This is a genomic window from Sedimentisphaera cyanobacteriorum (assembly GCF_001997385.1).
Classification (GTDB): Bacteria; Planctomycetota; Phycisphaerae; order Sedimentisphaerales; family Sedimentisphaeraceae; genus Sedimentisphaera; species Sedimentisphaera cyanobacteriorum.
This window is the reverse complement of record NZ_CP019633.1, coordinates 1153029-1177410: the sequence shown is the minus strand read 5'-3', so window position 1 is coordinate 1177410 and position 24382 is coordinate 1153029. Positions and strand designations below refer to the sequence as shown.

Genomic DNA, 24382 nt, shown 5'->3' with positions numbered 1-24382 from the left:
GAAAATGATTGAAAAGCTTTTGCCCTAGTAACTTTAGAAGAAATGCATTAGTTTTTTTTCAAGAGCTAGGGTTGTGGTGGTTTTGCCTGATTAGTTATGAGCAAATTTAAAGAGCAAGGAGATCAAATGAACAGAATTACACGACGTCAATTCATCAAAACTGGTACAGCTTTGGGGATAGGTATGGAACTCGGCACAAGACTGTCTGCAAAGGAGAACATTGAGAGCCGTCCTAATATCCTGTGGATCTGTCCTGATCAGCAGCGTTGGGATACGATCCGTGCACTCGGAAACAAACATATTCATACGCCGAATCTAGATCGACTGGTCGGAGAGGGTGTTTCTTTTGACTATGCACATGTGACCGCACAGCTCTGTACGCCGAGCCGGTCCGGATTCCTGACCGGTATGTACCCTTCCAGCGTGAAAGGCTGCAAAAACGGCGCTTCACACTGGCCGGAAGTCGCACCCCTGGTGCCCAAATTGCTTAAGGACGAAGGGTATCTGTGCGGTCTGTCAGGGAAACTGCATCTTTCCACCGCAATGGCACACAATCCGGAGAAGCGTCCGAAGGATGACGGCTACAGCGAGTTTCATTACAGTCATTCGCCGCATCAGGGCGGAGACAAGAATGACTATCTGGTTTGGTTGTGGAAACAAGGTTACAAGTACAAAGACCTTAGGGGACTGCCAGGCGCGGAACATGCACGCTGTCACCAGACCACATGGTGTTCGGACATGGCCATTGATTTCATGAAGAATAACAAAGGCCGACCATGGCTTTTCAGTGTGAACATTTTTGATCCGCATGGCCCGTTCAATCCGCCCGCTGATTACGTGAAGCGATTTGACCTGAACAAGCTACCGGGACCGCTTTTTAGGGAATCGGATCTAACACAACAAGAGATGCTGAAGGATGTGTTTTTTCAGTCCCGTCCCAAGAAGACTTCCGGTAAGGGTGGCAAGCTTCGGCAGGCCAAGTATTGGGCTCAGATTGAATTGATCGACGAGAACATCGGCCGCATGCTCAAGGCTCTGGAAGATACCGCACAGCTTGACAACACTCTGATCATTTTCACTTCCGATCATGGCGATAGCTGTGGCGATCACGGCCTGAATGCAAAAGGCTGTCGTTTCTATGAGGGGCTGGTAAGAGTTCCGCTGATATTCTGGTGGCCGGGCAAGTTCAAGAAAGGTTTGAGAAGCAAGGCACTTGTCGAATCAACAGATATAGCTCCGACGCTGATGGAGCTGACCGGCAACTCGGTTCCAAAATATATGCAGGGTAAGAGCCTTCTTCCTATCCTGACTGGCATGACTGACCCTCACAAGCACAGGAAGTTCGTACGCTGTGAGTTCTATGATGCGGCAAAGCCGAGATCGTCCAACGCCAAATCCACATGGGGGACTATGCTCAGAACGGAAGATTACAAGCTGTGCGTATATCACGGCCACGAACATGGCGAACTGTATGATATGAAGAATGATCCCTACGAATTCACAAACCTGTGGGACAACCCGAAATATGAGGAAACAAGACTCACTTTGCTGAAGCAGAGTTTCGAGGAAACCATGAAAGCGCTGGAAAACCAGATGCCGATTCTCTCTGATACGCCGACGGGAGAGGACGTTCCGGTGGACTTCAAAGGGCTCAAGAAGCTCTTTGACGACACGGTAATCGCAATGGATACAGGACCAAAACGCATTGGACGCTATTGATGGGAAGGTGGTCAGATTGCGTGACTATAGGAATAGTCCTGTGCGTGGTAATCGGATACGCTGCGAGCCTTTTTATGCCGAAAACACCATAAAAGACTCAAGGCCTTACAGTGCATACATTAAATGACAAGAGCACTGATTAGCAGATTTGAATAATACCTCGCGGTATTAGAACTAACTTTCTTAAAATCAGTCCCCTTAGGGAAGAACTGACGAAGTAGGCCGTTTGTATTTTCATTAGTCCTTATCAATAGAGTTCTGGATTTTTCTCAGTTCTGGGGCGTAGCGGTCAATTATACGGATTACGGCAACGTGCGACCATCTCTCATCGCGGGCGGGGAAACCGTTCTCATTAAGCCAGCGAGCAATCTCGCTCCAGCCCTTGCCTTGCTTTCTTTGCTGGATCACGTTTTTAATCACCAGCTGCTCGTTCTCATCTTCAGCAAGACGCCTGCTGTCTTCAGGGTCTGGCTTGTAGCCGGATGGGCGTTTTTGCTCATCCTTCGCCCAGCCGTCTGATGAAGGGGGCTTGAAAGGGCGAGAGTGTTTCATAAGTGCTTGTGAGTAAAGAAAATAACCCGCCTGCGTGTTTCACAGACGGGTTATTATTTTGCTTGCGGGTAGAGGGAATCGAACCCTCATCTCCAGCTTGGGAAGCTGGCATTCTACCACTGAACCATACCCGCTTTCAAGGAAACAGGAATTATAGCTTAAAGGAATAAATTTTCAAGCAGATTGAATTCTCTATTGTATTTTTATGACGAAACCGTAACTTTTTTGATTTTTGCTGATCTGTACGGCCAATTTGCTTTGACAGCCGGCCGAGCTTTCATATAAATATATGTCCACCCAAATCTCAATGTCCCCGTGGCTCAATTGGATAGAGCGTTGGCCTCCGGAGCCAAAGGTTTCAGGTTCGAATCCTGACGGGGACGCTTTTCACATTTCTCTAACCCGTAAAACTGCTTCATGACCCTCCTCAAAGCCTTTTGCGGCTTTTCTGCATTGCATTAGAATTCGGCTTTCCATCGTCGCTTGAGTTCGCCAAAATCCGCCTTTGGGCGCACAATCTGCGTGGATTTTTGCGGGGGTAGAAAATACACTATTTTCTGGCTTTTGCTCGCATGTGAATCCGCTTGTTTCCATGTGGCAGGTTTGGGTCATCGACTCACAGTTATCTCGGCTCAAGCTCGTAATCCGGCAGATTGTCTAATAGCAAGTCCGACGTGTGCAGTAACTCCATCCCTTTGAGTTGTCTTTCACGGGGATCGCTCTTAGGTTGGCCGACCTCACGCACCGTCTCCTTTTCTATATTGATTTCGACGAAACGGTCAGCTTTAACGCATTCGAGACGTATTATGCGCCCGTCGAGCAAATGAACGGTCACGTCGACTTGGGACGCGTTTGCAAGCCCGAAGTGCGCTTCGAGCGGGCTGCCGGATTTGTACGATTGCTCCGCGTAGATGCCGCGCGTGCCGAGGCGGGCTTCGGTGCCGGGCTCGAATATCTCGATGCGCGTGCCCAGCAGCCTAGCATGGGAGATGCCGCTGAATCGCAGGCGCAGCCAGTGGTTGTCGCGGGCGCCGTGGGTTCCGGTGTTGAGGTAGACTTTGTCCTCGTATCGCTGATCTGAATTGCCTTCGGGGGCGGTGTTGTCCGGGTCTCCGGAGATGAACATGTCCACCAGCCCGTCGTTGTTCAGATCGACCGCCTCACCGGCTATTCCCGTGTCGTCCAGCCCTGAGAATGTGGTGGGCTTGGGAGCGAACGCGCCGTTTCCGCGATTCATGTACAGGATAGAGCGAGGTTCGAGCAACTTCGCCTCGCGCCGGTCGAGCACGACAAAATCCAAATGTGTGTCGTTGTTAAAGTCCGCAAAGACAAGATCGCCCCAATACGGACGAAAGTCCATCGGCGGCGTAGCCGGAAGGCCGGGCTGCGATTTGTTCATCCTTCCGAGGGGCAGCGGGTTCTTCTGCCGTGGAGTTATCTGCTGATTGAAAAAACGGTACCACTTACCGTAGCTTCGATTCAGGGTGTTCAACGTCGCTTCTTGGGTTGCTTCGCTGAAACGGAATTGTCCTTCATTTTTCCAGAAGCAGGCCGAAACGTCTTGGGTCTTGGGCGTGAACAATGCATCTGTCCCGTCGACGGCGATGGCGTCGTAAAGTCCGTCGTTGTTGACGTCCCCGAAAAACAGGTAAGCCAGGCCCGGGGCTACATTGTCGCCTGCAGGGACGTAGCGGCGCTTCTGCACGTCGTAGGTCAACCTCGCTTCCTTGGCCAGACCGTTGCCAACAGACTTCTCGAAGCGGAATTCATCCGTTTCGGCAAGCATGTTGCGCCAGGTAAACACCCCCTGTCGGTACTCTGCGGGCGATTATCGCAGACGCCTGGCGTCGTAGCCGATGTTGATCAGCACGTGCGTGGACTGGAACAGGTCAAGGTCGCCGTCGTTGTCGATGTCACGCAGGGAGACCTTCGGCCCGGCCTTGTCGCGCGCGGGGTCGTTGTGGAAACCGCCGAAGTCGGCAACCAGATCGCTGCCGCCGATGTCCCGGTAAGTGCCGGATGTGAACTCGCCGTTCTTGCCGGGCTCGTAGACCATGAGCGCGGCCTTTGGGATGCCTTCGAACGCGTTTGTGGTATTGTCTGCGCCCACAGCTATATCGATGTAACCGTCGCGGTTGACGTCGCCGAGGCTGGGTTGGCGGTTGTACGCCCGTTCGTTGAGCACGTTCAGCTTGCGAGATATGTCCTTGAACGTGTGGAACACGCCGTCGGCAAGGAAAAGGCTGCAGCCAACCGGCTTGTGCCCCTTGCGCACCCGGTCGGCCACGCCGGGGAACTGCCGCGACACGAAGTAATCCAGCAGCCCGTCCCCGTCGAAGTCGGCCACGACTGGTATCTGGCTGCCGCGCCAGCCTTGGCCAAAGTCATTCGGCGTTGCGGGTGAGTTCCGCAAAGTCAATTCGTGTGAGCGAAAGACAAAGCTGCCTTGGTTCAACAACAAACGCAGGTGGTCGCGAGGCTGCTCTTTGCCCTTCAGTTCCTTACTCAAAACGAATGGCGGGGTCGTTACCGTGAGCGCATCCAGAAATCCATTCCCATCGAAGTCGGCGAAGGCGATGCCGTTAAGTCCCTCATGGAAATCGGTGAATCCCGGCACATGTATCGACTCGAAGAGCTGTCCCGTCCCGGAGGCGTCTTCGGAGGCGTCTTCGGAGGCGTCGCCGTTTTCGAGCGGCTTGCGCGTTCCCGCCTTGCGCGTATGCTTCTGGAAAAACTCCCACATCAAATCATTTGCCGAAATATCTTTTGTGGATTTACCGAGAAACTTTACAGTAGGTTCTCGGCCCGGCCAGGTATGCCCGCCGCCTTCAATTTCATACAACACCACCTCTGAACCGTTCTTCCCGCCGCCCCAGACCTTGCGGGTTACCCGCATGCCGTCATCTGCCGTGTCGGGCATAGGGGTAATGGTCGGTTTTCTTTTGCATCCGTTGGCTTCGACCCAGCAGTTGATCGAATGCTCCACCGAAAAAAACTCCGGTCGCATGAATGCCGGAACATTAGAAGTGCCTTTGCCACGCCCGCCGTTAAACGGAGCCAGCTCGTCGGCGGTGCCGTGGAAATGGATGACAGACACCGGCCGCGTCGGATTGCACTTGTCCGTCATCATCGGCCCGGCCACCGGTGCGATTGCTGCGATCCTGTCCGACAATTCGGACGCCACGTAGTAAGCCATGATTGCGCCGTTGGAGATACCCGTGGCATAGATGCGTTCGGAATCGACGCTGGCAACCCCATTAAGGTCATCGAGTATTGCCCGCACGAAGGTGATGTCGTCGACGTTCTTCCGCTTCGCGTAGCCGCAGCACCCGCCGCCGTTGAAGGTGAGTCCCCGCTTCGGGTTCCTGCCGCTGCCATAGGGATACACCACGATGAAGCCGGCCTCGTCCGACTTGGCATTCACCCCGCTGAGCCGGATCATGCTGTCCGGATTGCCGCCGCCACCGTGGAAGGCAATGACGACCGGGATCGCTTCTGTTGTTCGTGCGGAGGCGGGAACATAAACGCGGTACCGCCGTTCGCGGCCATTGACCGTCAAGGTTCGTTCAATTTGCTTGGAATCCGCCGACCCTTTCGGTACTGCGCCGGCAGCAGTTAGAGCTATACATAATATAAACTGGGTTGTTTTTTTCATTGTCCTCTCCTTAATGATGCTTTGTAGATCCATGCCGTGTTGTGGTTTTTGCGATCGTTGGCAGCGCCGTCGTAGCCGCCGGTGTAGAATTCGCGGGGATTCCAGGGGGCGAATTCGAGAGTGCGAGTCGAGACGAGCAGCGGATGCGGATCGAGGTTCGGATCGAAGACGCGGACAGTCTCGTAGCTTGACTCGGCGTGCCGTATCAGCAGTCATGCGGCGCGTATGTCGTTTGGCTTGATTCCCGCCACGGTGACCAAGTGGATCGGTTTCCCGGTACCCGGATGCGTCCCCGGGATGAAACGGTTGTAGGCTACCAGCCTGCCGCCCCGGAAGCTGCCGAGTTTCTCTTTGAGGAATTGCTGCGAGTCCAGTTCATCGGTGACCTTGTAACCGACTTCCGGGTCGATGCGGAGGATGCGGCCCTCCTGTTCCCTGGAGCCGAGGATGACCTCGTGGGTTCCGTCGGGCGCGGCAACGGCGGTGATTCCGCGCAAGCCGGCGCCAGCGCGCTGTTCCGGTTTCCATCGGAAGACCTCAGTCCACTTGGGCTCGGTACCGTCGCGACGTACCAACAAGCGCGGCGATACGGAGGCGTAGAGCCGGCCGTTGGCCACGGCAAAACCCTGGCAGCGTTTGAAAGGGCCGTCATCGAAGTCGGGGTTTGCGTACTCCGGTGTCGATTCCCACCGGATCCCTCCGGGCCTCCTGGGGTCGTAGCTGCCGCGATAGACCTCGCCGGCGCCGCCGCCGATGCCGTGCTCGTGCGGCGGCACTGAAACAAACGTTCCCTTGCCCCTGTTTTGAAACAAATGCGGATACGGCCAGCGCGTCTTATCTTTGTCGCGACGGTTGACCAAGCACATATCCACCCAGCCATCGTTATCGTAGTCGAACGCGGCTCCGGAAGCAAAGCTGATCTGCCAACGCTCAGCCGGGTACATCTCGTTGTAGTGCCCGAAGCCGCTATCTTCCGTTCGGTCGATAAAGCGTATCTCACCGGGCTTTGAGACATTTTCCAGCAGTGCAACTGAGCGTGTATCTTCAAACCGTCCGAGCCCCGCTCGCCGGGTTACGGCGCCCACAAACAGGTCGAGCCTGCCGTCACGGTTGTAATCCAGCGGGATGACCGAATAACAATTCCAGTCTTTATTGGTATTGCCGTACGCCCAAGAACCAACCGCTTTTTTAGCAACCTCTGCGAAACGGATCTTTCCCGGCTGCGAGCGGTTATGCAGCACGAACAGGCCGCGCTCTTGTTGATCGATCCATTGCTGCCCAATGCCGCCGCGCCCGCCTTCCTGAAAGCCACGATCGGCATAAGCCGCCATTATGAGGTCCGGCTTGTCATCGCCGTCGAAGTCGCGAACGATCGAGCCCTTTATCATCTTGTTGCCCCACTGCTCCTTTCCTCGCTCGGTGTGTGTGACGCTGTCGTACCAGAAGCCCGGCACGTCAGGAGCGAGCACCTGGCGTATAATATCAGGAGCGAACGTACCATCGGTCTTGCCGGGATGCAGCTGGCATCCGGCGTGATTCGTCTGAAACGACGAGACGCTGTGAAAGGCGTCGGTCGAGCCGTCGCCGTCGAAATCGGCGAAAAGAATGCTGCGTGCGTTCCCGAGGCTCTCGTTGCCGAGATCGCGTCGTTGGAATGTGCCCTCGCTGTTGTTGATCCACGCATCATCCTGTTCCCGTTGCTGCTGGGCGACGAAAGCGTCCAGCTGCCCGTCGAGATTGAAGTCGTGAAGTCCCCAGCCGTTCGCATTATCGACGACGTACGTCTTGGCGTGGGTAAAGGAGCCCGTGCTGTTGTTTTTGACCAAGTGCACCTGCCGTTTACAGGCGATGAGAATGTCCGGGTGCCCGTTTCCGAAGACATCCACCAGTGCGGAGGCTTGCGCCAGGGAACCTTTATGTATGTACGCAGGTCGGAAGATGGTCTCGACGTTGGCTGAGCTCTCTGGCAATGCACCGTTCATGGTCGCAGGCTGCCGGATCCGGCGACGTTGCTTCCATCGCCGGTTGCGGGATTCATCCGGGGTGATCTTCCCGTCGCCGTCGAAGGTGCTGGTCTGCTGCTTTTCGTAGCTTCGCCGGACAAAAGCGGCAAACTCTTCACGCGTGAGGCGCCCGTTTTCGTTGGTATCCGCCCCTTCAAGACGCTGCCTGAGCTGAGGAAAACGGTTAATTTCACTTTTTGATAAAGTTTTGTCATTGTCTTTGTCAATCCGACTAAACGCCTCATTTAGTGGATTGCCGAGTACGGACGATACAATCGCAAAGAAAATGAAATTCGTGTATAAAAGATTTCTGAATATTTTCATTATATTCTCCCAAAATACTTTACTCTTTTTGAGTATCGTACATCAATTCCTTGGTAAAATGTCCCTTCATATTTCTCCCGGGAAGCATCAAATAGACAAGCATAGTTTATTGATTTGCCACTGAATCACGCGCATAAATCCCAATATCTAATAAATAAATACCCGCTGAAGCATTTCTGGAACAACATCTAATTCTTATCCTTGAATCTGAAGTGAATGTTTGTTCATGGTTTTCGATCCTTACGAAACCATAATCCTGAGCCCCGTTTTGAAAATCTACACCAGCAGTATGATTCAAAACATCGATCCAGTTTGATCCGTTCCAAAACTCGACAATGAATTCCTCTGTGTCATTGATATCAAATGGGAGATATCTAAATGCTATTTTTACAGCGTTTTTATCGGTCAAGTCCATGCTGTTTACTTGCCATGTTGAGGATTCAATCCCGCTGTTCCCTGTTAATTTAACGGCTTTTTTAATTGGATCATAAAAGCAATTGGCTCCTCCGTCAGCAAATCCATCAAAATCTTCTTCAAATTCTGAATAATGCAGTTTTGTGAACGCGGTCGGTTGATAAACATCATCCAGAAACTGAATCACCTCCTCGGCAACGGCTTCTGGTTTGTCTTCAGGGGCATAGTGGGTAACGTCGAGTTGAGGGTGGGGCTGTCCGTATGCCCCTGGCACTCGCTTAATGAACTCTCTTCTGGCATTTGGCCCGCCGACAAGATCATAGCTTCCAAATATAGTCATAAATGGTCTTGTGAAAGATTCCATGAAAGTCCATGCTGCGATGTTTGCCGCTGCCTCTGGTTCCTCGGGTGTCTCGGGCACCATCTCAGGAAAGCTGCGGATCGCCGTTTTGTAGGTAACGTTTGGATACGGGGCATCGTATGCGGCGATCTCCTCCGGGCTCAGCGGCGGATTCACCTGGCTGGATATGATGTGCCCGACTGGTACATCAGGATTCTCACGCACGAACTGACGCCAGTTGAGGTGTGTTGGAGAAATGTTGTCACCCTCGGGCAGGCTGGCGTTGGCATCGATGAAAGCATCAAAACGGTTTGGGTAATGCTCCGCCATTAAACGGATGCCGATCGGCGTACCGTAATCGTGTCCGAAGATGACCACCTGGCCCAGGTTAAGCGTACTGTCGAGGTGATCAAACATCTGCTTTACCCAGCCTACGTGACGGTCGTACGTATAATCGCCGAACACCGTAGGTTTGTCGGACCGCCCCATACCGATATAGTCAACAAGAATAGTGCGGTAACCGGCTTCGTTGAGGATTGGAATAATTTCACGGAACTGATAGGTCCAAGTGGGATTGCCATGCAGCATCAGAATTGTTGGTGCTGCTTTTGGGCCTTCGTCAATATAATGCATTCGTAGTTGGCCACCTTCGTAGTCATCCACCATGAAGTAATTTGAAGTGAAATCGTAGCCAGGCAAACTGTCAAAACGGGATTCCGGAGTTCGTAAGTAGGGCATTCCTGCCGATGGCTTCTTCGGGTGCTTCTGAAAAAACTCCCACATCAAATCATTTGCCGAAATATCTTTTGTGGATTTACCGAGAAAATTTACAGTAGGTTCTCTGCCCGGCCAAGTATGCCCGCCACCCATAATAACATATAACAGCACTTCGGAACCTTGCAGCCCCGAAGAATAGGTTTTGCGGACAACAAATGTCCCATCGTCTTCAATGTTCGGCATAGGCACTGCATCAGGATCTGGATCACAGCCGTTGGTTCTAACCCAGTTCTGAATGGAATGATCCACGGAATAGAAATCTGTTACTCCAGGTCCACCAACTGGATTGGTTCCATATCCACCGTTGAATGGAGCAAATTGATCTGACGTTCCGTGAAAATGAATAATCGGCACGGGACGTGATGGATTACAAGTTTCGGTTCCCATTGGACCCCCAACTGGCGCTACTGCTGCAAACCGCTCAGACAATTCCGAGGCTGCCAGGTATGTCATAATGCTGCCATTGGAAAAACCTGTGGCATATATACGATTAGGGTCAACATTAACTGTTTCGGAAAGATCGTCCAATAACGCATCGACAAAAGCAATGTCATTAATGTTATTTTGCATTGCATACGAGCAACAGTTCCCACCGTTAAAACTGAGAGATTGATTTGGATCAATACCGCTTCCGTAGGGATAGACAACAATGAATCCTTCCTCGTCCGACTTTTCATTGAGCCCGCTAAGTGTCATCATAGATTGAGGATTGCCGCCGCCTCCGTGAAATGCAACCACAACGGCAGTTGGCTGATTCGAATCATACTCAGGCGGCAAATGCACCCAGTATCTCCGCTGCGTATTTCCAACCATTACTGCCTTGGTATAATCATTGCCCGCCCAATAGGTTGCAAGAAATTCTATGTCTGCAAAACTGACATCCCCGGAATGATTGATGTCGGTACCTTGGCACCAATCAGGTTCAAAACAGTCTTGGCTGAGCCACTTTTCGGCCATTATTGACAGATCAATAAGGTTGATTTTACCATCTTTGGAGATATCAGGTGTTTCTAAGGCTGCATAACCACCCACTGAAATATCTATGCAAAGGCCAAAATAAAGCCAGATAAAAATAAAAAAGATGCAATGTCTCAAATCAATCAATTTCAATATCTGCTCCTAAATATAATAAAAACGATTATTAAGTAAGACGTTTGGAGCAGTTGCATTATTTCATAAATCTGCAGGCTCTTTTAGAAAATCTTATGTTTTTGATGATTTTGCAACAATTTTGTTTTTTTCGGGCACCTTCAGAAAGTTCAGCCGGACATTCAATGAGCCTTTTTAGAAAAATAATTTACGTTTAAAATCGCAGGGGGGTTGTGTTATAATATATTAGTATATGCAAAGCGGGTCTGCCGAACCGGCTTTCTAAATTTAATATATATTATTTTGGCAAGTATCTATTTTTGAAGGAGGAGTAATCTATGAAATTACCTTCTATACATACAGTTTCGCTATTAAAAGCGAGACATTCAACAGTCCTCTTCTCGGCGGCGATTGTTTGCTTTATGAATTTGGCAGCCGTTTTCGACAAAACAGGCTCCAATCTTGAAGCCGGCACTCGCGGAGCTGAGACCTCCATAGAGAGCAATAAACCTGCCGAAAACAGCACAGGCCCTATTCTGATAATGAGCTACAACAACAATAAACCAATAGAAAATCCGATAGCTTCTTTTATGTATTTTGTTCCGCTGATATCTCCCACACCCGTAGATAATATATCGAGTGCTGATAATGAGCAGCAGGTGGATATAATATCTCATAAGATAAAAAAGAATTCGAAATTTTTTGAGGTTACCAGCAAATTTGAGATTTCGGGAAGCGGCTTCCATATGAACACATTTGCCCCTTCTGAGATGATAGAGGAAAACTCTGACAGGCTGAAAAAAGGAAAGAAGCTCGAAAAGATTTTGGATTACATAAAGCTCGAGGGCAATGGTTTTGGTACTATTGAGGCTAGGGGAAGAATAGAGGATTCCAAACCCACTGTCAGGGAGGTGAATCTGAAGTTCAATAAGAATGGCCGCAGGAGTCCGGTAACTATCGGCCTTTATGATGTTGCGCCTAAAGATGGCGAATATAAATATGAAAACCGCACGAATGAGATTGTTGCCAGAGTTAATACGCTCAGTTTTGAAAAAAACGATCAGATTCCGAAAATGGGGATAACGATAGCATCTGTGGCAAAGAAAAATAAAACCGCCGGTTTCTTTGGATGGATTAAAGGCGCGATAGCCAACCTGTTCATAAAGCCCCTTAAAATAACAAAGCTGGGCAACACAACGATGCTTGATTTTGGAGAAACATTGCTCCACAAAAAGCCCGCTTTCACTTTCCCAAAGGCGGATAATATCAAGGAACGAAAGCAAATGGATTCCTCAAAGCAGTGAAATCCAGCGGCGGCATTCTCTTTGTTTCTAACGCAGCCCCAAATTGCTTGTGAGCTTGTTAATGTCAATTTTCGATTTTAGATGATTTTTACTGTTCATAGTCTGTTTTTAAGTATAGAATTATCTTCTTGAGAAGCGTTCGTTTTATAATGACAATAGCTAAATAAATATGGTGAAAAAATGGAATTAGAGAAATACTCATTCGGTGTTGGAGATCGCTTCGGCTGTCAGGGGAAATGGCAGCTCAAAGCGATAATGCAGGCTAAAGAGGCGGGGCTGGATATTGTGCCGGTGTGGAATAAATCACACCGCGAGCACAAGGCAGTCGGCAGCCGTCCGGAGGATGTAAGGCTCGAGGCAGACCAAAGCGTGCAGGCGCTCGGCTGGCAGGGGGCTTATCACGTAGATGCAGACCATATCAATCTGAGCAATGTATCGGAATTTATAGGCTTCAGCGATTTCTTCACGCTTGATATCGGAGACTATATCGGAACTGCACCGGCAGGGCAGGATAAGGATAAATTCACCGCTGAAGCATTTGAGTATGCCGGCAAACTGAAAATTCCGGGCATTGAAGAGGAATATCAAGTTTCACCTGAGCAGATAGAAATCATTGCAGACAAGTATCTCTTTGCGGTTAGGGAAGCGGGGAAAATCTACCGCACAATCGAGAAGGCCAAGGGCAATGGCAGCTTTATCACCGAGGTTTCCATGGATGAAACCGAATCCCCGCAAACCCCCGCAGAGCTGTTTTTCATACTGCTTATGATATCCCGGGAGGGCATTCCGGCGCAAACCATCGCCCCGAAATTTACCGGACGCTTCAAAAAAGGCGTTGATTACGTGGGGGACCCTGCAGACTTTGAGAAAGAATTCAATCAGGATATAGCCGTAGTTCAGTTTGCCGCTGAGGAATTTAAACTGCCGAGAAATATCAAGCTCAGCGTGCATTCGGGCAGTGATAAATTTTCGATTTATAAACCAATCAACAGGGCGTTAAAGAAATTTAATGCAGGCGTGCACGTTAAAACTGCCGGCACAACCTGGCTTGAAGAGCTTATTGGCCTTGCGGAAGCCGGCGGAGGCGGCCTTGAAATTGCAAAACGCATCTACAAGGAGTCTCTGGAGAGATTCGATGAGCTTACTGCCCCGTACTGGTCTGTAATCGATATAAGCAAAGATCGCCTGCCTTCTGCAGAAGAGATTCAAGTCTGGAGCTCTGAGAAATTTGCTGATGCTATCCGCCATGAACCTGATTCAAAAGATTTCAATCCGGATATGAGGCAATTGCTCCATGTGGGCTATAAGATTGCTGCTGAGATGGGAGAGGAATACCCTCAAGCCTTGAATAAGTATGAAAGCAGCATTTCGAAAAATGTAACGAACAATATTTACAACAGGCATATATTGCCGCTGTTTGGCTGATTTTGATGAATGGACTATCCTGATTTTTTCGCTGTCAGCAAAAAAATACAAAAATTTCAATTTTTTTTTGCTTAAATGCGAAAAAAGCCATTCCTCAAGATATTTACATACGACTGTTTTTAAAAACTTATTTAAAGAGATTTAGTGGCCGTTTAAGGTCTGCTCGATTTGCTTTTGGTTAAGCTGATTCCAATTCGGACTTAGGAATCAGGTTTAAGGCTTATTTTTAATTTTAAGGAGTTTTTTATGAAAAAGTACTTATTTGTTTTGTTAATGGCCTTGTTTGCGGCTGGGCCGGCTTGGGCGGACAACGTAAACGGCCCGGGCAATCTTGATTGGGACTCTCCTCTAACCTGGGGCAGCGGCACAGTCCCGGGTATCGGTACCAATATTTGGTACAATGTGGGCGACGATAATCAAACCACCATTTACGTTAGAGACGGCGTCGATGCGGTTTGTAATCATCTTTACTTCTCTAACGGGACGCACGTCAATGAAGAGGTTGTCGTTTACGAAGGCGGCACGCTCACTATAGACAACTACAGCTGGCTTGGCAGATGGGGTAATGAAACAGGAAACAACTACAACCACGATCTCAAGATTTTCGGCGGCGAGGTAACCATAAACAATGCTGCCGGAGAAACCTACGGTCTTCGTGCTCCCGAGCCGGATAAAGGCGGAAGCTACGGTAATGATTTAATTATTGATGGCGGTTCACTTGAAATCCTCAACGGCGGGGGCATGATCTTCGGAAACGACGCTAAGAGCCTCAAGGAGGCATTGGATGTTGTTATTTCGTCAATTTCTGTAACCAACGGCTATATTGATACTGAAGGCCCGATTTACTGCGAAGAAGGCAACGGCTCAATCTCAGTGAACTACGGCTATATCAAATCAGGCGGCAGATTTACATTCGACGATCAGGAAACCAACTCACCTGCGACAGTTGACGTTACCTACGGCCTTCTTCAGGGCAGTCCCGTTGAATTCAGCGGAAACGGCGCTTCTGCAGTGAATCTCAACAGCGGATATATTGTCTCCGAAGGCGAATTGCTCACTACAAACTACGGAAGCTCTTCCGCTAACTTAAACGGCGGTATGCTTTGGTCTAAAGGCGGTATGGATTTGCTCAATTCAAGCCAGAACTCTTTCAGCATTGACGAGGGCTTTATGGTTGTCGATGCTCTCACAGAGGCCCAAGAGCTTATTCTCGGCAGCTGCGTTGCAGAGGGCTACATCTCTGCATCAGACGGCGTGAGTGATGTTTACTTTGTTGAATATCCAGAAACATCAGCAGGCGCAGAAGACGGCTTCCATGCTGTTTCAGTTGTAGAGCCCAGCTTCGCCCTTCCCGATACAGTAGAAGACGGGCAGACCGGCGTTTCAATTGACGGCTCTCTCACATGGCAGACAGGACGCGAGATCGGAGCAGCCTCTACAGACGGCTCTTTGATTACCGCTTCCTACGATACTGCAAATCCGGACATCACAAATCATACGCTCTACCTCTCAGAGTCATTCGAGATGCTTGCTGCCTGCGAGCCGAACGATGCCTCTACAGGCGAGGTTGATACTGGTATCGTGCAGGGAACTTTCCCAGCTTCTACAACGAGCTATTCTCTTGACGGCGCTGTAGAGAGAGACAAAACCTACTACTGGAGAGTTGATGAAACGCTCAGCACAGGCGAGATTATACCCGGCAAGATCTACTCATTCGAAACTGAGAAAAGCTTCCCGTCTTTCGTTGAAGGCGAAGAGCTTGAAGACGTATGGGTTGATGCAGGAACAGACGTAGACTTTACTGTTTCTGTGGACTCTATATCTCCCGAAACTTATCAGTGGTATAAAGACGGCGCAGAGCTTACAGGCGAAACCTCAGCAACTCTCTCTCTGCCGGCAGTTACTTTGGCAGATGAAGCAGTTTATATGTGCGAGGTTACAAACGCAGCGGGAACTGTTTCTCAGGAGGCAATGCTTACTGTGAAGCGTCAGGTTCTTGACCTGCCGTTCGATGGAAGCCTTGCAGAGCTTGCAAGCGGATACGATGCATTTGTCAGCGGCAATGAAGGCGAAACCGGAAGCGCATCCTACGATACAGGGAAAATCGGTCAGGCATACGACTTCCAGAGGGTTGACACGGCCGGCGATCCAAACAATGCGCAGTTTGTTTACAACGGCCTTGAGCTTGCAGACAGCAACGATTTGAACTTCTACAAATACGGCTATACCATCAACTACTGGGTTAAGGCTGATTCTGTTGTGCCTTACGAGCAGGATGTAACCGGCACGTGGCAGACAATTTTCGGCAAGGAATGGAGATTCGACGGCGAGGGCGAAGGCTCAGGAAGATTCGGCTTTGTTAATCAAATCTATTCTTACGAATTATTCCACCTGAGAAGAGATACATCAGCGTCGATTTCTGCAGGTATTGATGATCTCTACGACAACTGGCACATGGTTACGTTCGTTTTCGACGGAGACCCGTTCGCAGATGACCCTGAGGATCCTCAAAGCGAGCCGGTGAAGCACGCTTATACATACATTGACGGTGAGCTGGTCGGCACAGATACCGAACCGGCCGATGAATACACCGAGACCCATCCAATTCCGTTTGTACTCGGCCAGGAGATTCATCTAAACTCCAATGATGAATTCGACAGAAACTACACTAGCCAGTTCTTCGGCGCCCTTGATGAATTCGAGGCTTGGAACTATCCAATGAGCAAGCAGGAGATAGCTCAGATGTACGTTGATATTGAGGGCGGAAATATCTGTACAGACCCGCTCGAATACGACTTCGACGACGACTGCAAAGTCGGCCTGAGCGATCTGGCTGTATTTGCTGCGGACTGGATGAGATGTAACCTCGTACCGCTGTGCGAATAAACGGTGGTTTGAGTTTTAGTGATTTGCTAATTAAATAATGGAGCATAAATTATGAAAAAATATGCATTTATGATACTTGCCTTAGTAATCATCGTTTCCGGTGCGTTTGCGCTTAATTGGACAGGCGATAATACCGATGAGAACCGCGAAGCACTCTGGAACGACCCAGCCAACTGGGGCGGCAGTTTGCCGACTATTAATGATGTTCTATGGATAAATAACAACGCACCAGTAAACATTATTGTTGAAGACGGTGTTGATGCGGTTTGCAGCAAGCTGTTATTGAGCAATGGCGATGGACCTTTTATTGCAGAGGTTGAAAGCGGCGCATCTCTTACCGTAAATGAGTACGGTTGGGCTGGCAGATACGGCAGTGGCAATGGCCTCATAGTAAACGGCGGCGAAGTGAACTTTATGGGAACAGCTACTGATTCCGGAAATGTCTTCCAAGTTGGTTACAAAGGAGCCGTAACCGGCAATTTCCTCGAAATTAACGGCGGACATACTTTTATTAACGGAAACGTTAGATGCGCAGAATGGGGGGCAGCTACTGCTGCAATTACTATGACCGGCGGAGAGCTGGGAGTGAATGGAGACTTCTACGGTCAGTCCGGCGTTATGACAACAAATATCAGCGGCGGCCATATTGATGTTCAAGGCTCTTTCTGGATAAAACAATGGAGCGGGCAAGGCGATACAGCCGAAGCCAATTTCACCGGCGGGTTAACCGAGGCATACGACTTTCAGCTCTCACCGAACAATGCAAATGTGAACACCACTGTTAACGGCGGTTATCTTCGCGGGTCCGATACATTTATGATAACTACAGAAGGCGACTGCACCCTTGATCTTCTGAGCGGCGTTATAGACGCCACTATCTTCAGATATGATGAGGCTGTAGATAACACTCTAACGACTTCGCTCGGCGAAGGGATTATCTATGCAGACCGCTTCGGCTACGATGCAGAAGAATATCCGAACTACGATGCTGAGCTCACCGATGACTACAGCGATGTAGTTGGCGATATCGTTGATGGCGACATTGCCCCGGGCGCTTCCGGAGATGATGTTTACTTTGCCTACTACCCCGAGAGCGCAGAAGGCAGGAGCGATGATTTCTACGTACTCAGCGGCAAGGAGCCGGCAGCTGCTCAGGCTGTTTCGCCTTACGACGAGCAGAAGTACGTAAGCACCGCTATGACTACTGTTCAGTGGTCTAATGCACCTGCGGTATCTCCGGTTGGTGCGAGCGGCGAAGCCGTTACTGTTGACACCTCATCTCAAAATGCAAACGTTATCAGCTATGAGGTTTACCTCGGAACTGACAAGATGGCAGTTGCAACAGATACCGGCTCAGGCTCATCTACCTATCAGGGCAACGTTATGGGCTCTACAGAGCTCGATATCAGCTCAGTTACTCTCGAAGATGATACAGTTTACTTCTGGAGAATCGACAGCGTTATGTCCGACAGCTCTGTGGTTAAAGGCAGGCTCAACAAGTTTGTTACAGGCACCGAGCCTGCAGGCGAGCTCGCTTACCACTGGAAGTTTGACGGTTCAACCACAGACGAGGTTCAAAGTGCAGCAGCAGCCCCGTTCGGCGGAGGTGCTCCTCAGTTTGTTGACGGCTTCGACGGACAGGCATACAAATTCGCCCCGGACTTCTCAGACCCTGAAAACCCGCTCTACAACTTCCTGACTGTTGGCGGAACTGCAGATAATAACCTGTTCAGATTCGGATACACCGTTACTGCTTGGGTTAATAAGCTCCCGGGCAACTGGAGCGCTGTTTTCCAGAAGCAGGACAGAGTTGAAGGCGAGCCTTGGAAGGGCTGGGTATGCTCTCTGAACGGCTCTGATGTGCCGGTAACAGCTGCGAGAGATTATGGCGAGATTACCGCAGAGACAGCCGTTAATGACGGAGAATGGCACTTCGTTGCTTGGTCATACGATTCCGTTAAGAATCAGATTGCTGTTTATGTTGACGGTCAGATTGAGAATAAGGCTCAGGTAAGCGACAGCTATGCCGACCCTTCAGAGTCTAACTTCTTCATAGGTGCTGCAATCACTGACGGCGAACCCGCATCTCTGTTCACAGGTAAGCTTGATGACCTGAGGATCTACATTGGGGCCATGGATGTTGTGGAAGTGGCTCAGATGTACACCGAAGCCAAGCCGGGAGAGACTATTTGTCTCGGCCCTGTAGGCCCGATGGATTTCAACGACGACTGTCAGGTGAATCTTGAGGACTATGCCATGATGGCTATGGACTGGCAGCTCTGCAACCTGATACCGGTTGAAGACTGCGAATAAACCGAATAATTAAATGCGGGGCTCAAAAATCTCGGCCCCGCATTAATTTTTATTTGGTTTTACAGATTTATATGGTAATGTGAAAACAGTTGTTTGAGGCATTCGGTTAAGGTGCCGGATGGAGAGAGTTTTTAATGTAAAGGAAAGATGAAATGAAAAACAAATTTATTACAGTTGTTATTCTGACCTCGCTGGTTTGTATGCCGGCAATAGGCCAGATGGAGCTCAGGATTGATCTCGGCAACAGCTCAGATGACCCAGCCGAAGCAGGCTGGAACACTCTAAGCCTCGCTCAGCTTGACGCCGGCGCAGGGCTGATTGATTTCAACACAGAGCTCAGCACAGGAGTTTCTGTTTCCGGCAGCGGCTTCGATTACAAGCAGGCCGGCGGCTGGGACAACAGCACAATTGACTGGGTTGATCAGGCGGTAGCAGAGGATTTTGTGTATTCAATAAACAGCTCCTCACAGATTGATTTCGATGGCCTCCACAGCGAGAAGGTGTATCAGGTGGAAGTGCTTTCATCCTGGATTTCCCAGTATTCAGTTTCCGGGATTACTGTGCAGGGCGAATACGCAGACGAAAACTATAACTCCGACGCTACTCAGCAGGAGCTGGAAAGCTGGTGCGCCCAGCAGGCATACAATGATTCAGACTGGCTTGTATGGGAGGCTGTATCACCAGAGCAGAACGGCATGATTTCTGCTGAGTTTACGGTCGACTCCCAAGCAGGGGCGTTCTATTCTAATGCCAATGCAATAAGGATTACAGAAATTCCAGAGCCGGCCTCTATGATTATGCTCGGTGCTGGCGGAATTGGGATGCTTGTAAGAAGAAGAAAACGTAATTAAAACACTAAAACACACTTTTCTCATAAAAGCGGCTTAGCGGCCGCTTTCTTTTTTTGAGCTTTTCTTATTGAGAACCCGGCTGCTTGGAGGAATTTGCCCCGGCTGAGCTGTATTTTGCAAGCTCTGCTAGGCGAAGGATCATCTCGGCTTTTTTGATTTCATGGCCTCTTATCTGCCGAGTAAACTTATCGCCCTCGAGCAGATTTTTCGCCTTTTCCACCATCTGATCAACCTTCTCCATCGGTATCTCATCGAAACCTGTTACATCGTAAGCTATTACCGCTACGTTGTTATCAGCAATCCGAACGAAACCGCCGTCCAGCAGGAAGTGGCGGTCTTCAAGCGGGTTGTAATCGAAATCCGACAGCCCTTTGGCTGTCATAATCCCAAGGCCTATTTCGCAGAGCATCGGGCAGTGCCCGCGCATTATACCCATCTGCCCCTGAGACCCAGGCACGACTACAGAATTAGCCATACATTCCAGCAGGGTTCTTTTTCTCGTTTGTAGAACGCATTTGAATCTCGAGAGTGCAGGCATTACATCCCCTTCGCCTTTTCAGCTGCATCTTCAACATCCCCCACATACATAAACGCCTGTTCGGGGAGGTGGTCCCATTTACCTGAGCATATCTGCTTGCAGCTTTCCACGGTCTGCTCAGAGGTTACGTATTTGCCCTCCATGCCTGTAAACTGCACGGTAACCATAAACGGCTGGGAGAAGAATCTTTCGAGCCTCCTTGCCCTCGAAACCACCTGCTGGTCTTCCCTGCTGAGCTCATCCACACCGAGAATAGCGATGATATCCTGAAGGTCGTTGTATCGCTGGAGGAACTCAAGCACCTTCTGAGCGGTTTTGTAATGCTCTTTGCCCACGATATTCTCATCGAGTATTCGAGAGGAGCTCTCGAGCGGGTCAACAGCGGGATAAATCCCCTTTTCTGAAATCGCCCTTTTCAGCACAACTGATGAATCAAGGTGCGTGAAAGTGGTAGAGGGGGCGGGGTCTGTTAGATCGTCCGCAGGCACATAAACAGCCTGCACAGATGTAATTGCCCCGTTTGATGTTGAGGCGATGCGTTCCTGGAGCTGTCCCATTTCTGTTGCGAGGTTCGGCTGATAGCCAACAGCTGAAGGGATTCTGCCAAGCAGAGCCGATACCTCCGAACCTGCCTGCGAGAAACGGAATATATTATCGATAAACAGCAGCGTGTCGCCGCCGCCCAGCTCGCAGAGATTCTCCGCCATTGTCATAGCGCTCAGGGCTACTCTCAGCCTCGCCCCGGGAGGTTCGTTCATCTGCCCGAAAACTAGGCATGTCTGATCGAGCACGCTCTTATCGCTGCTGCCGATCTTCGTTTCCTTCATCTCACGCCAGAGGTCGTTGCCTTCTCTTGTTCTCTCGCCTACACCTGCAAATACTGAATATCCGCCGTGTTTTGTGGCGATTCGGGCTATCAGCTCCTGTATCAGAACGGTTTTACCAACGCCTGCACCGCCGAAAAGGCCGGTTTTTCCGCCTTTAACGAACGGACAGAGAAGATCTACCACCTTGATCCCCGTTTCAAACATCTCGCTCTTTGCGGACAGATCAGTAAATTCAGGCGGCTTTCTGTGTATTGAGTGTCTCTGGGCTGATTCGAGCTTTTCAAGCCCGTCCACCGGTTCGCCCAGCAGATTAAATACCCTTCCGAGTGTCTCTTCGCCCACGGGTACTGTAACCGGCTTGCCCGTATCTATCACCTGCTCGCCGCGTTTGAGACCGAGTGTTGAACCAAGGGCTATCGCACGTACTTTCCCGCCGCCGAGGTGCTGCTGAACTTCGCCTATCAGCCTGTACTTTGTTTCATTGCATTCAAAATTTACCTCAAGGGCACTGTAAACCCCCGGGATGCTGTTTACATCAAACTCAGCATCAAATGTGCTTCCGATAACCTGAGTAACTTTTCCTGTATTCATAGTCTTTGCGTTTCTTAAGGTTATTATTTAGCCCAGCGCCTCAACGCCGCTGACTATATCGGTTAGTTCTGTTGTAATCTTGTTCTGCCTTGCGCTGTTGTACTGAGAATTAAGGGCTTTAATCATATCTTCTGCGTTGTCTGTTGCGCTCTTCATCGCCACTACCCTCGCCAAATACTCGCTCAGAACCGAATTTACAAAGCAGCCGGAAACAGCCGTTCTGAGCATCATCCGAACCATTCCCTCGAACATCTCGTTTAAATCCGGCTCGAGCTCAAATTCGCCCGCCTCGCAAGACCACGGCCATATAACCGTGGAGCGTGTTGTTAAATCGTCTATCAGCTCGGAAACAGGCAGGATTGTGAGCGTTTGAGGCTTTTGGCTCGCTACTGAGAAGAACCTAGTGTGAACAATGCCGAAGTAGTCAACTTCGCCGTTGATATAGAGATTCATAAAATCATCTGCCATATCATCGCTCTGCTTAGCGGTGGGCATCTCTTCAAAATCGGAGAATTCTTTTTTTACCTTCACGCCCTTATGCCTGAGATAGGCAGCGGCCTTTTTACCAGATACATATACAATAAGCTTTTTCCGCAAACGCTTCGCTCGTTTGATGTGCACCTCAATCATATGATTCAGTGCGCTGTTGAAGCCGCCGCAAAGGCCCCTGTTTGCTCCGATAACGAGGATCGCTATGTTCCCCGATTCGTTTTCCTGCATCAGCGGATGCTCAATCTTCTTGTCGCTCGTGAGCATAAGGTAGGCTAGCTCAGCGAGGTAGTTGTAGAATTTCTGCCCGCTCTGCCACATATCGAAATACTGGCGGTAACGCGAGGTTGAGATCATTTCCATCGTCTTAGTTACCTTGCGGATGTTCGCTACCGCCCGCTTCCTTTGAAGTATTTGCCTTATACTCGCCATATTTAATCAACTTAAATTACTTTTGGGTAGTTGGTTTTTAACCACGAAGTGCTCGAAGAACACTAAGATTTTATTTTGTAATGTGATTTGTGTTATATTTTTAAAGCACATATCTTTTAATTCCATTTTTCAAAAGCTTGTTGTTAAAATTAATCAGCAAACCTTCTCTGCAATCAGCCATCTTCATATATGATAATATCTGAGCTTCATGCACCGGTATTATCTTATCTACGCTTTTTAATTCAATAAGCAAACTTTCTTCTACTAAAATATCAATACGATATCCGCAATCGAGCCTTCGTGGTTATATAAACTTATCAAACCTCTACCCGGCGAAGGAGAAGCGGTAAACATTTTTGTACATCTCAATGACGCTCATAAGTCCTTCAGCGAGCTCATCTGAGATTTTGCCTGTATCTTCAATCTCCTTTACATACTCATTTGCCTCAAGCCGCATCCAAGCAAGCAGCTCGGTCAGGAAGTCTGATACCCTGTTAGCCTCTATATCGTCGAGAGCTCCCTTTGAGCCTGCAAAAATCGAAATCACCTGATCAGCGCAGCTCATCGGCGAGAACTGGGGCTGCTTGAGCAGCTCCACCATTCTGTATCCTCTGTCGAGCTGTGCCTGCGAGGCCTCATCCAGCTCGGTGCCGAGGCGTGCGAAGTCTTCCAATTCACGGAAAGATGCCAGATCGAGCCTGAGCCTTCCGGCCACCTTCTTCATCGCCGGTACCTGAGCATCTCCGCCAACCCTCGAAACGCTTATCCCCACATCAACAGCAGGACGCACGCCTGAGAGGAAAAGATCTCTCTGCAGGTATATCTGGCCGTCTGTGATTGAGATTATATTCGTTGGTATATACGCTGAAACCTGTCCTTCGAGAGTTTCCACAATCGGCAGGGCGGTTAGCGAGCCGCCTCCGAGTTTGTCGCTGAGCTTAACGCCTCTTTCCAGCAGTCTGCTGTGCAGGTAGAAGATATCGCCCGGGAAGGCCTCTCTTCCCGGCGGCCTTCTCAAAAGAAGACTCATCTCACGATAGGCCACAGCGTGTTTTGAAAGGTCGTCGTAAACGCAGAGGGTATCTCTGCCGCTTTTATACATAAAATGCTCAGCTATAGCGCAGCCGGTGTAAGGCGCGATATACTGAAGCGGTGCGCTGTCTGAGGCATTCGCAGCTACTACTACGCTATGTTCCATAGCTCCATGCCTCTCGAGCATATCCACAACTTCTGCTACAGTGGATTCCTTCTGCCCGATCGCCACATAAACGCAGACTACATCCCCGCCTTTCTGATTGACTATCGCATCAAGAGCAATCGCTGTTTTGCCGGTTTTTCTGTCTCCGATAATCAGCTCTCGCTGGCCTCTTCCGATCGGGATCATCGCATCCACGCTCTTAAGACCGGTCATAAGGGGCTGATTCACAGGCTGCCTGTCAGCGATTCCGGGTGCAGAGGAATCTACTAAACGCATCGCCTCCGATTCAATCTCACCCTTGCCGTCCAGCGGCTTGCAGAGCGGATCTACCACGCGCCCGAGCAGTTTCGCTCCTGTGGGAACTGTAAGCACGCGTCCGGTAGCTTTTACGGCGCTTCCTTCGCTTATCTTGCTGTAGTCGCCGTAGATCACTGCACCAATGCTGTTCTCGTTCAGGTTGAAAACCTCGCCGGGGACGCCCCCCTCAAACTCGAGGATTTCTCCTGCCATCGCATTCTCGAGCCCGTAAACGTGAGCAATCCCGTCGCCCACTTCCGTTACTCTTCCGACAGTAGAAACATCGATCTCTTTATTGTACTGGCTGATCTCTTTTTTGATCAGCGAACTTATTTCCTGAACGTCAAGTTTCATAATA

The 24382-nt window shown here is 49.8% G+C and carries 15 protein-coding genes, 2 tRNA genes and 1 pseudogene; 7 read left to right on the top strand and 11 right to left on the bottom strand.

Translation table 11 applies throughout. The features are described from left to right. Positions 1–126: 126 nt before the first annotated feature. Positions 127–1719 carry a sulfatase family protein gene (locus tag L21SP3_RS04535; protein ID WP_227806810.1) on the top strand — a complete coding sequence of 531 codons (1593 nt, stop codon included), beginning with the start codon at positions 127–129 and terminating at the stop codon, positions 1717–1719. Between the two features lie 237 nt (positions 1720–1956). Here L21SP3_RS04535 and L21SP3_RS04530 read toward each other — a convergent pair whose 3' ends face one another. Both L21SP3_RS04530 and L21SP3_RS04525 read right to left on the bottom strand, forming a co-directional pair. Continuing rightward, entirely contained in the window at positions 1957–2271 is a 315-nt protein-coding gene (locus tag L21SP3_RS04530) for a recombinase family protein (RefSeq protein ID WP_077539565.1), read from the bottom strand. A gap of 63 nt (positions 2272–2334) precedes the next feature. Then, a tRNA-Gly gene (locus L21SP3_RS04525) sits at positions 2335–2405 on the bottom strand. 175 nt (positions 2406–2580) lie between these two features. Here L21SP3_RS04525 and L21SP3_RS04520 point away from each other — a divergent pair. Beyond that, positions 2581–2654, top strand: a tRNA-Arg gene (locus L21SP3_RS04520). Positions 2655–2893: 239 nt separating this feature from the next. On the opposite strand, the gene L21SP3_RS04510 is transcribed toward L21SP3_RS04520, so the two are convergent. The 4 genes from L21SP3_RS04510 to L21SP3_RS11980 form a co-directional block, all read right to left on the bottom strand. Then, complete coding sequence (locus tag L21SP3_RS04510) at positions 2894–4075, bottom strand: FG-GAP repeat domain-containing protein (RefSeq protein WP_123785135.1); 1182 nt, start codon at positions 4073–4075, stop codon at positions 2894–2896. A 24-nt stretch (positions 4076–4099) separates the two neighbouring features. Further along, positions 4100–5926: an extracellular catalytic domain type 1 short-chain-length polyhydroxyalkanoate depolymerase gene (locus L21SP3_RS04505; protein WP_227806809.1), complete on the bottom strand. Its 1827-nt coding sequence runs from the start codon at positions 5924–5926 to the stop codon at positions 4100–4102. Positions 5927–6138: 212 nt separating this feature from the next. Further along, positions 6139–8253, bottom strand: coding sequence for an FG-GAP-like repeat-containing protein (locus tag L21SP3_RS04500; RefSeq protein ID WP_077539559.1), 2115 nt, complete (start codon positions 8251–8253; stop codon positions 6139–6141). A 106-nt stretch (positions 8254–8359) separates the two neighbouring features. Beyond that, entirely contained in the window at positions 8360–10894 is a 2535-nt protein-coding gene (locus tag L21SP3_RS11980) for an extracellular catalytic domain type 1 short-chain-length polyhydroxyalkanoate depolymerase (RefSeq protein WP_161488098.1), read from the bottom strand. A gap of 317 nt (positions 10895–11211) precedes the next feature. Between L21SP3_RS11980 and L21SP3_RS04490 the strand changes: the two genes are divergently transcribed. From L21SP3_RS04490 to L21SP3_RS04470, 5 genes are all read left to right on the top strand, one after another. Further along, positions 11212–12177, top strand: a complete 966-nt coding sequence (locus tag L21SP3_RS04490; protein WP_077539558.1) for a hypothetical protein — start codon at positions 11212–11214, stop codon at positions 12175–12177. 180 nt (positions 12178–12357) lie between these two features. After that, positions 12358–13602: a tagaturonate epimerase family protein gene (locus L21SP3_RS04485; protein WP_077538624.1), complete on the top strand. Its 1245-nt coding sequence runs from the start codon at positions 12358–12360 to the stop codon at positions 13600–13602. 246 nt (positions 13603–13848) lie between these two features. Continuing rightward, complete coding sequence (locus L21SP3_RS04480) at positions 13849–16488, top strand: LamG-like jellyroll fold domain-containing protein (protein WP_077539556.1); 2640 nt, start codon at positions 13849–13851, stop codon at positions 16486–16488. Positions 16489–16539: 51 nt separating this feature from the next. After that, the gene (locus tag L21SP3_RS04475; protein WP_077539555.1) at positions 16540–18801 is read left to right on the top strand and encodes a LamG-like jellyroll fold domain-containing protein; all 2262 of its coding nucleotides are present in this window, start codon (positions 16540–16542) and stop codon (positions 18799–18801) included. Positions 18802–18953: 152 nt separating this feature from the next. Further along, positions 18954–19652, top strand: a complete 699-nt coding sequence (locus L21SP3_RS04470; protein ID WP_077539553.1) for a PEP-CTERM sorting domain-containing protein — start codon at positions 18954–18956, stop codon at positions 19650–19652. Between the two features lie 64 nt (positions 19653–19716). Here L21SP3_RS04470 and L21SP3_RS04465 read toward each other — a convergent pair whose 3' ends face one another. The 5 genes and pseudogenes from L21SP3_RS04465 to atpA all read right to left on the bottom strand — a co-directional run bounded on the left by L21SP3_RS04465 (position 19717) and on the right by atpA (position 24378). Then, the gene (locus L21SP3_RS04465; RefSeq protein ID WP_077539551.1) at positions 19717–20190 is read right to left on the bottom strand and encodes a F0F1 ATP synthase subunit epsilon; all 474 of its coding nucleotides are present in this window, start codon (positions 20188–20190) and stop codon (positions 19717–19719) included. Continuing rightward, positions 20190–21608, bottom strand: a complete 1419-nt coding sequence (gene atpD, locus L21SP3_RS04460) for a F0F1 ATP synthase subunit beta (RefSeq protein WP_077539550.1) — start codon at positions 21606–21608, stop codon at positions 20190–20192. Before atpD ends, L21SP3_RS04465 begins: the two co-directional genes overlap by 1 nt. Before the next feature lie 27 nt (positions 21609–21635). After that, positions 21636–22529 carry an ATP synthase F1 subunit gamma gene (gene atpG, locus L21SP3_RS04455; RefSeq protein WP_077539548.1) on the bottom strand — a complete coding sequence of 298 codons (894 nt, stop codon included), beginning with the start codon at positions 22527–22529 and terminating at the stop codon, positions 21636–21638. Positions 22530–22629: 100 nt separating this feature from the next. Continuing rightward, a pseudogene (locus tag L21SP3_RS12340) lies at positions 22630–22830 on the bottom strand (GxxExxY protein); the annotation flags it as partial. Positions 22831–22854: 24 nt separating this feature from the next. Beyond that, on the bottom strand, positions 22855–24378 hold the full coding sequence (gene atpA, locus L21SP3_RS04445; protein WP_077539546.1) for a F0F1 ATP synthase subunit alpha: 1524 nt from the start codon (positions 24376–24378) through the stop codon (positions 22855–22857). Positions 24379–24382 lie beyond the last annotated feature (4 nt).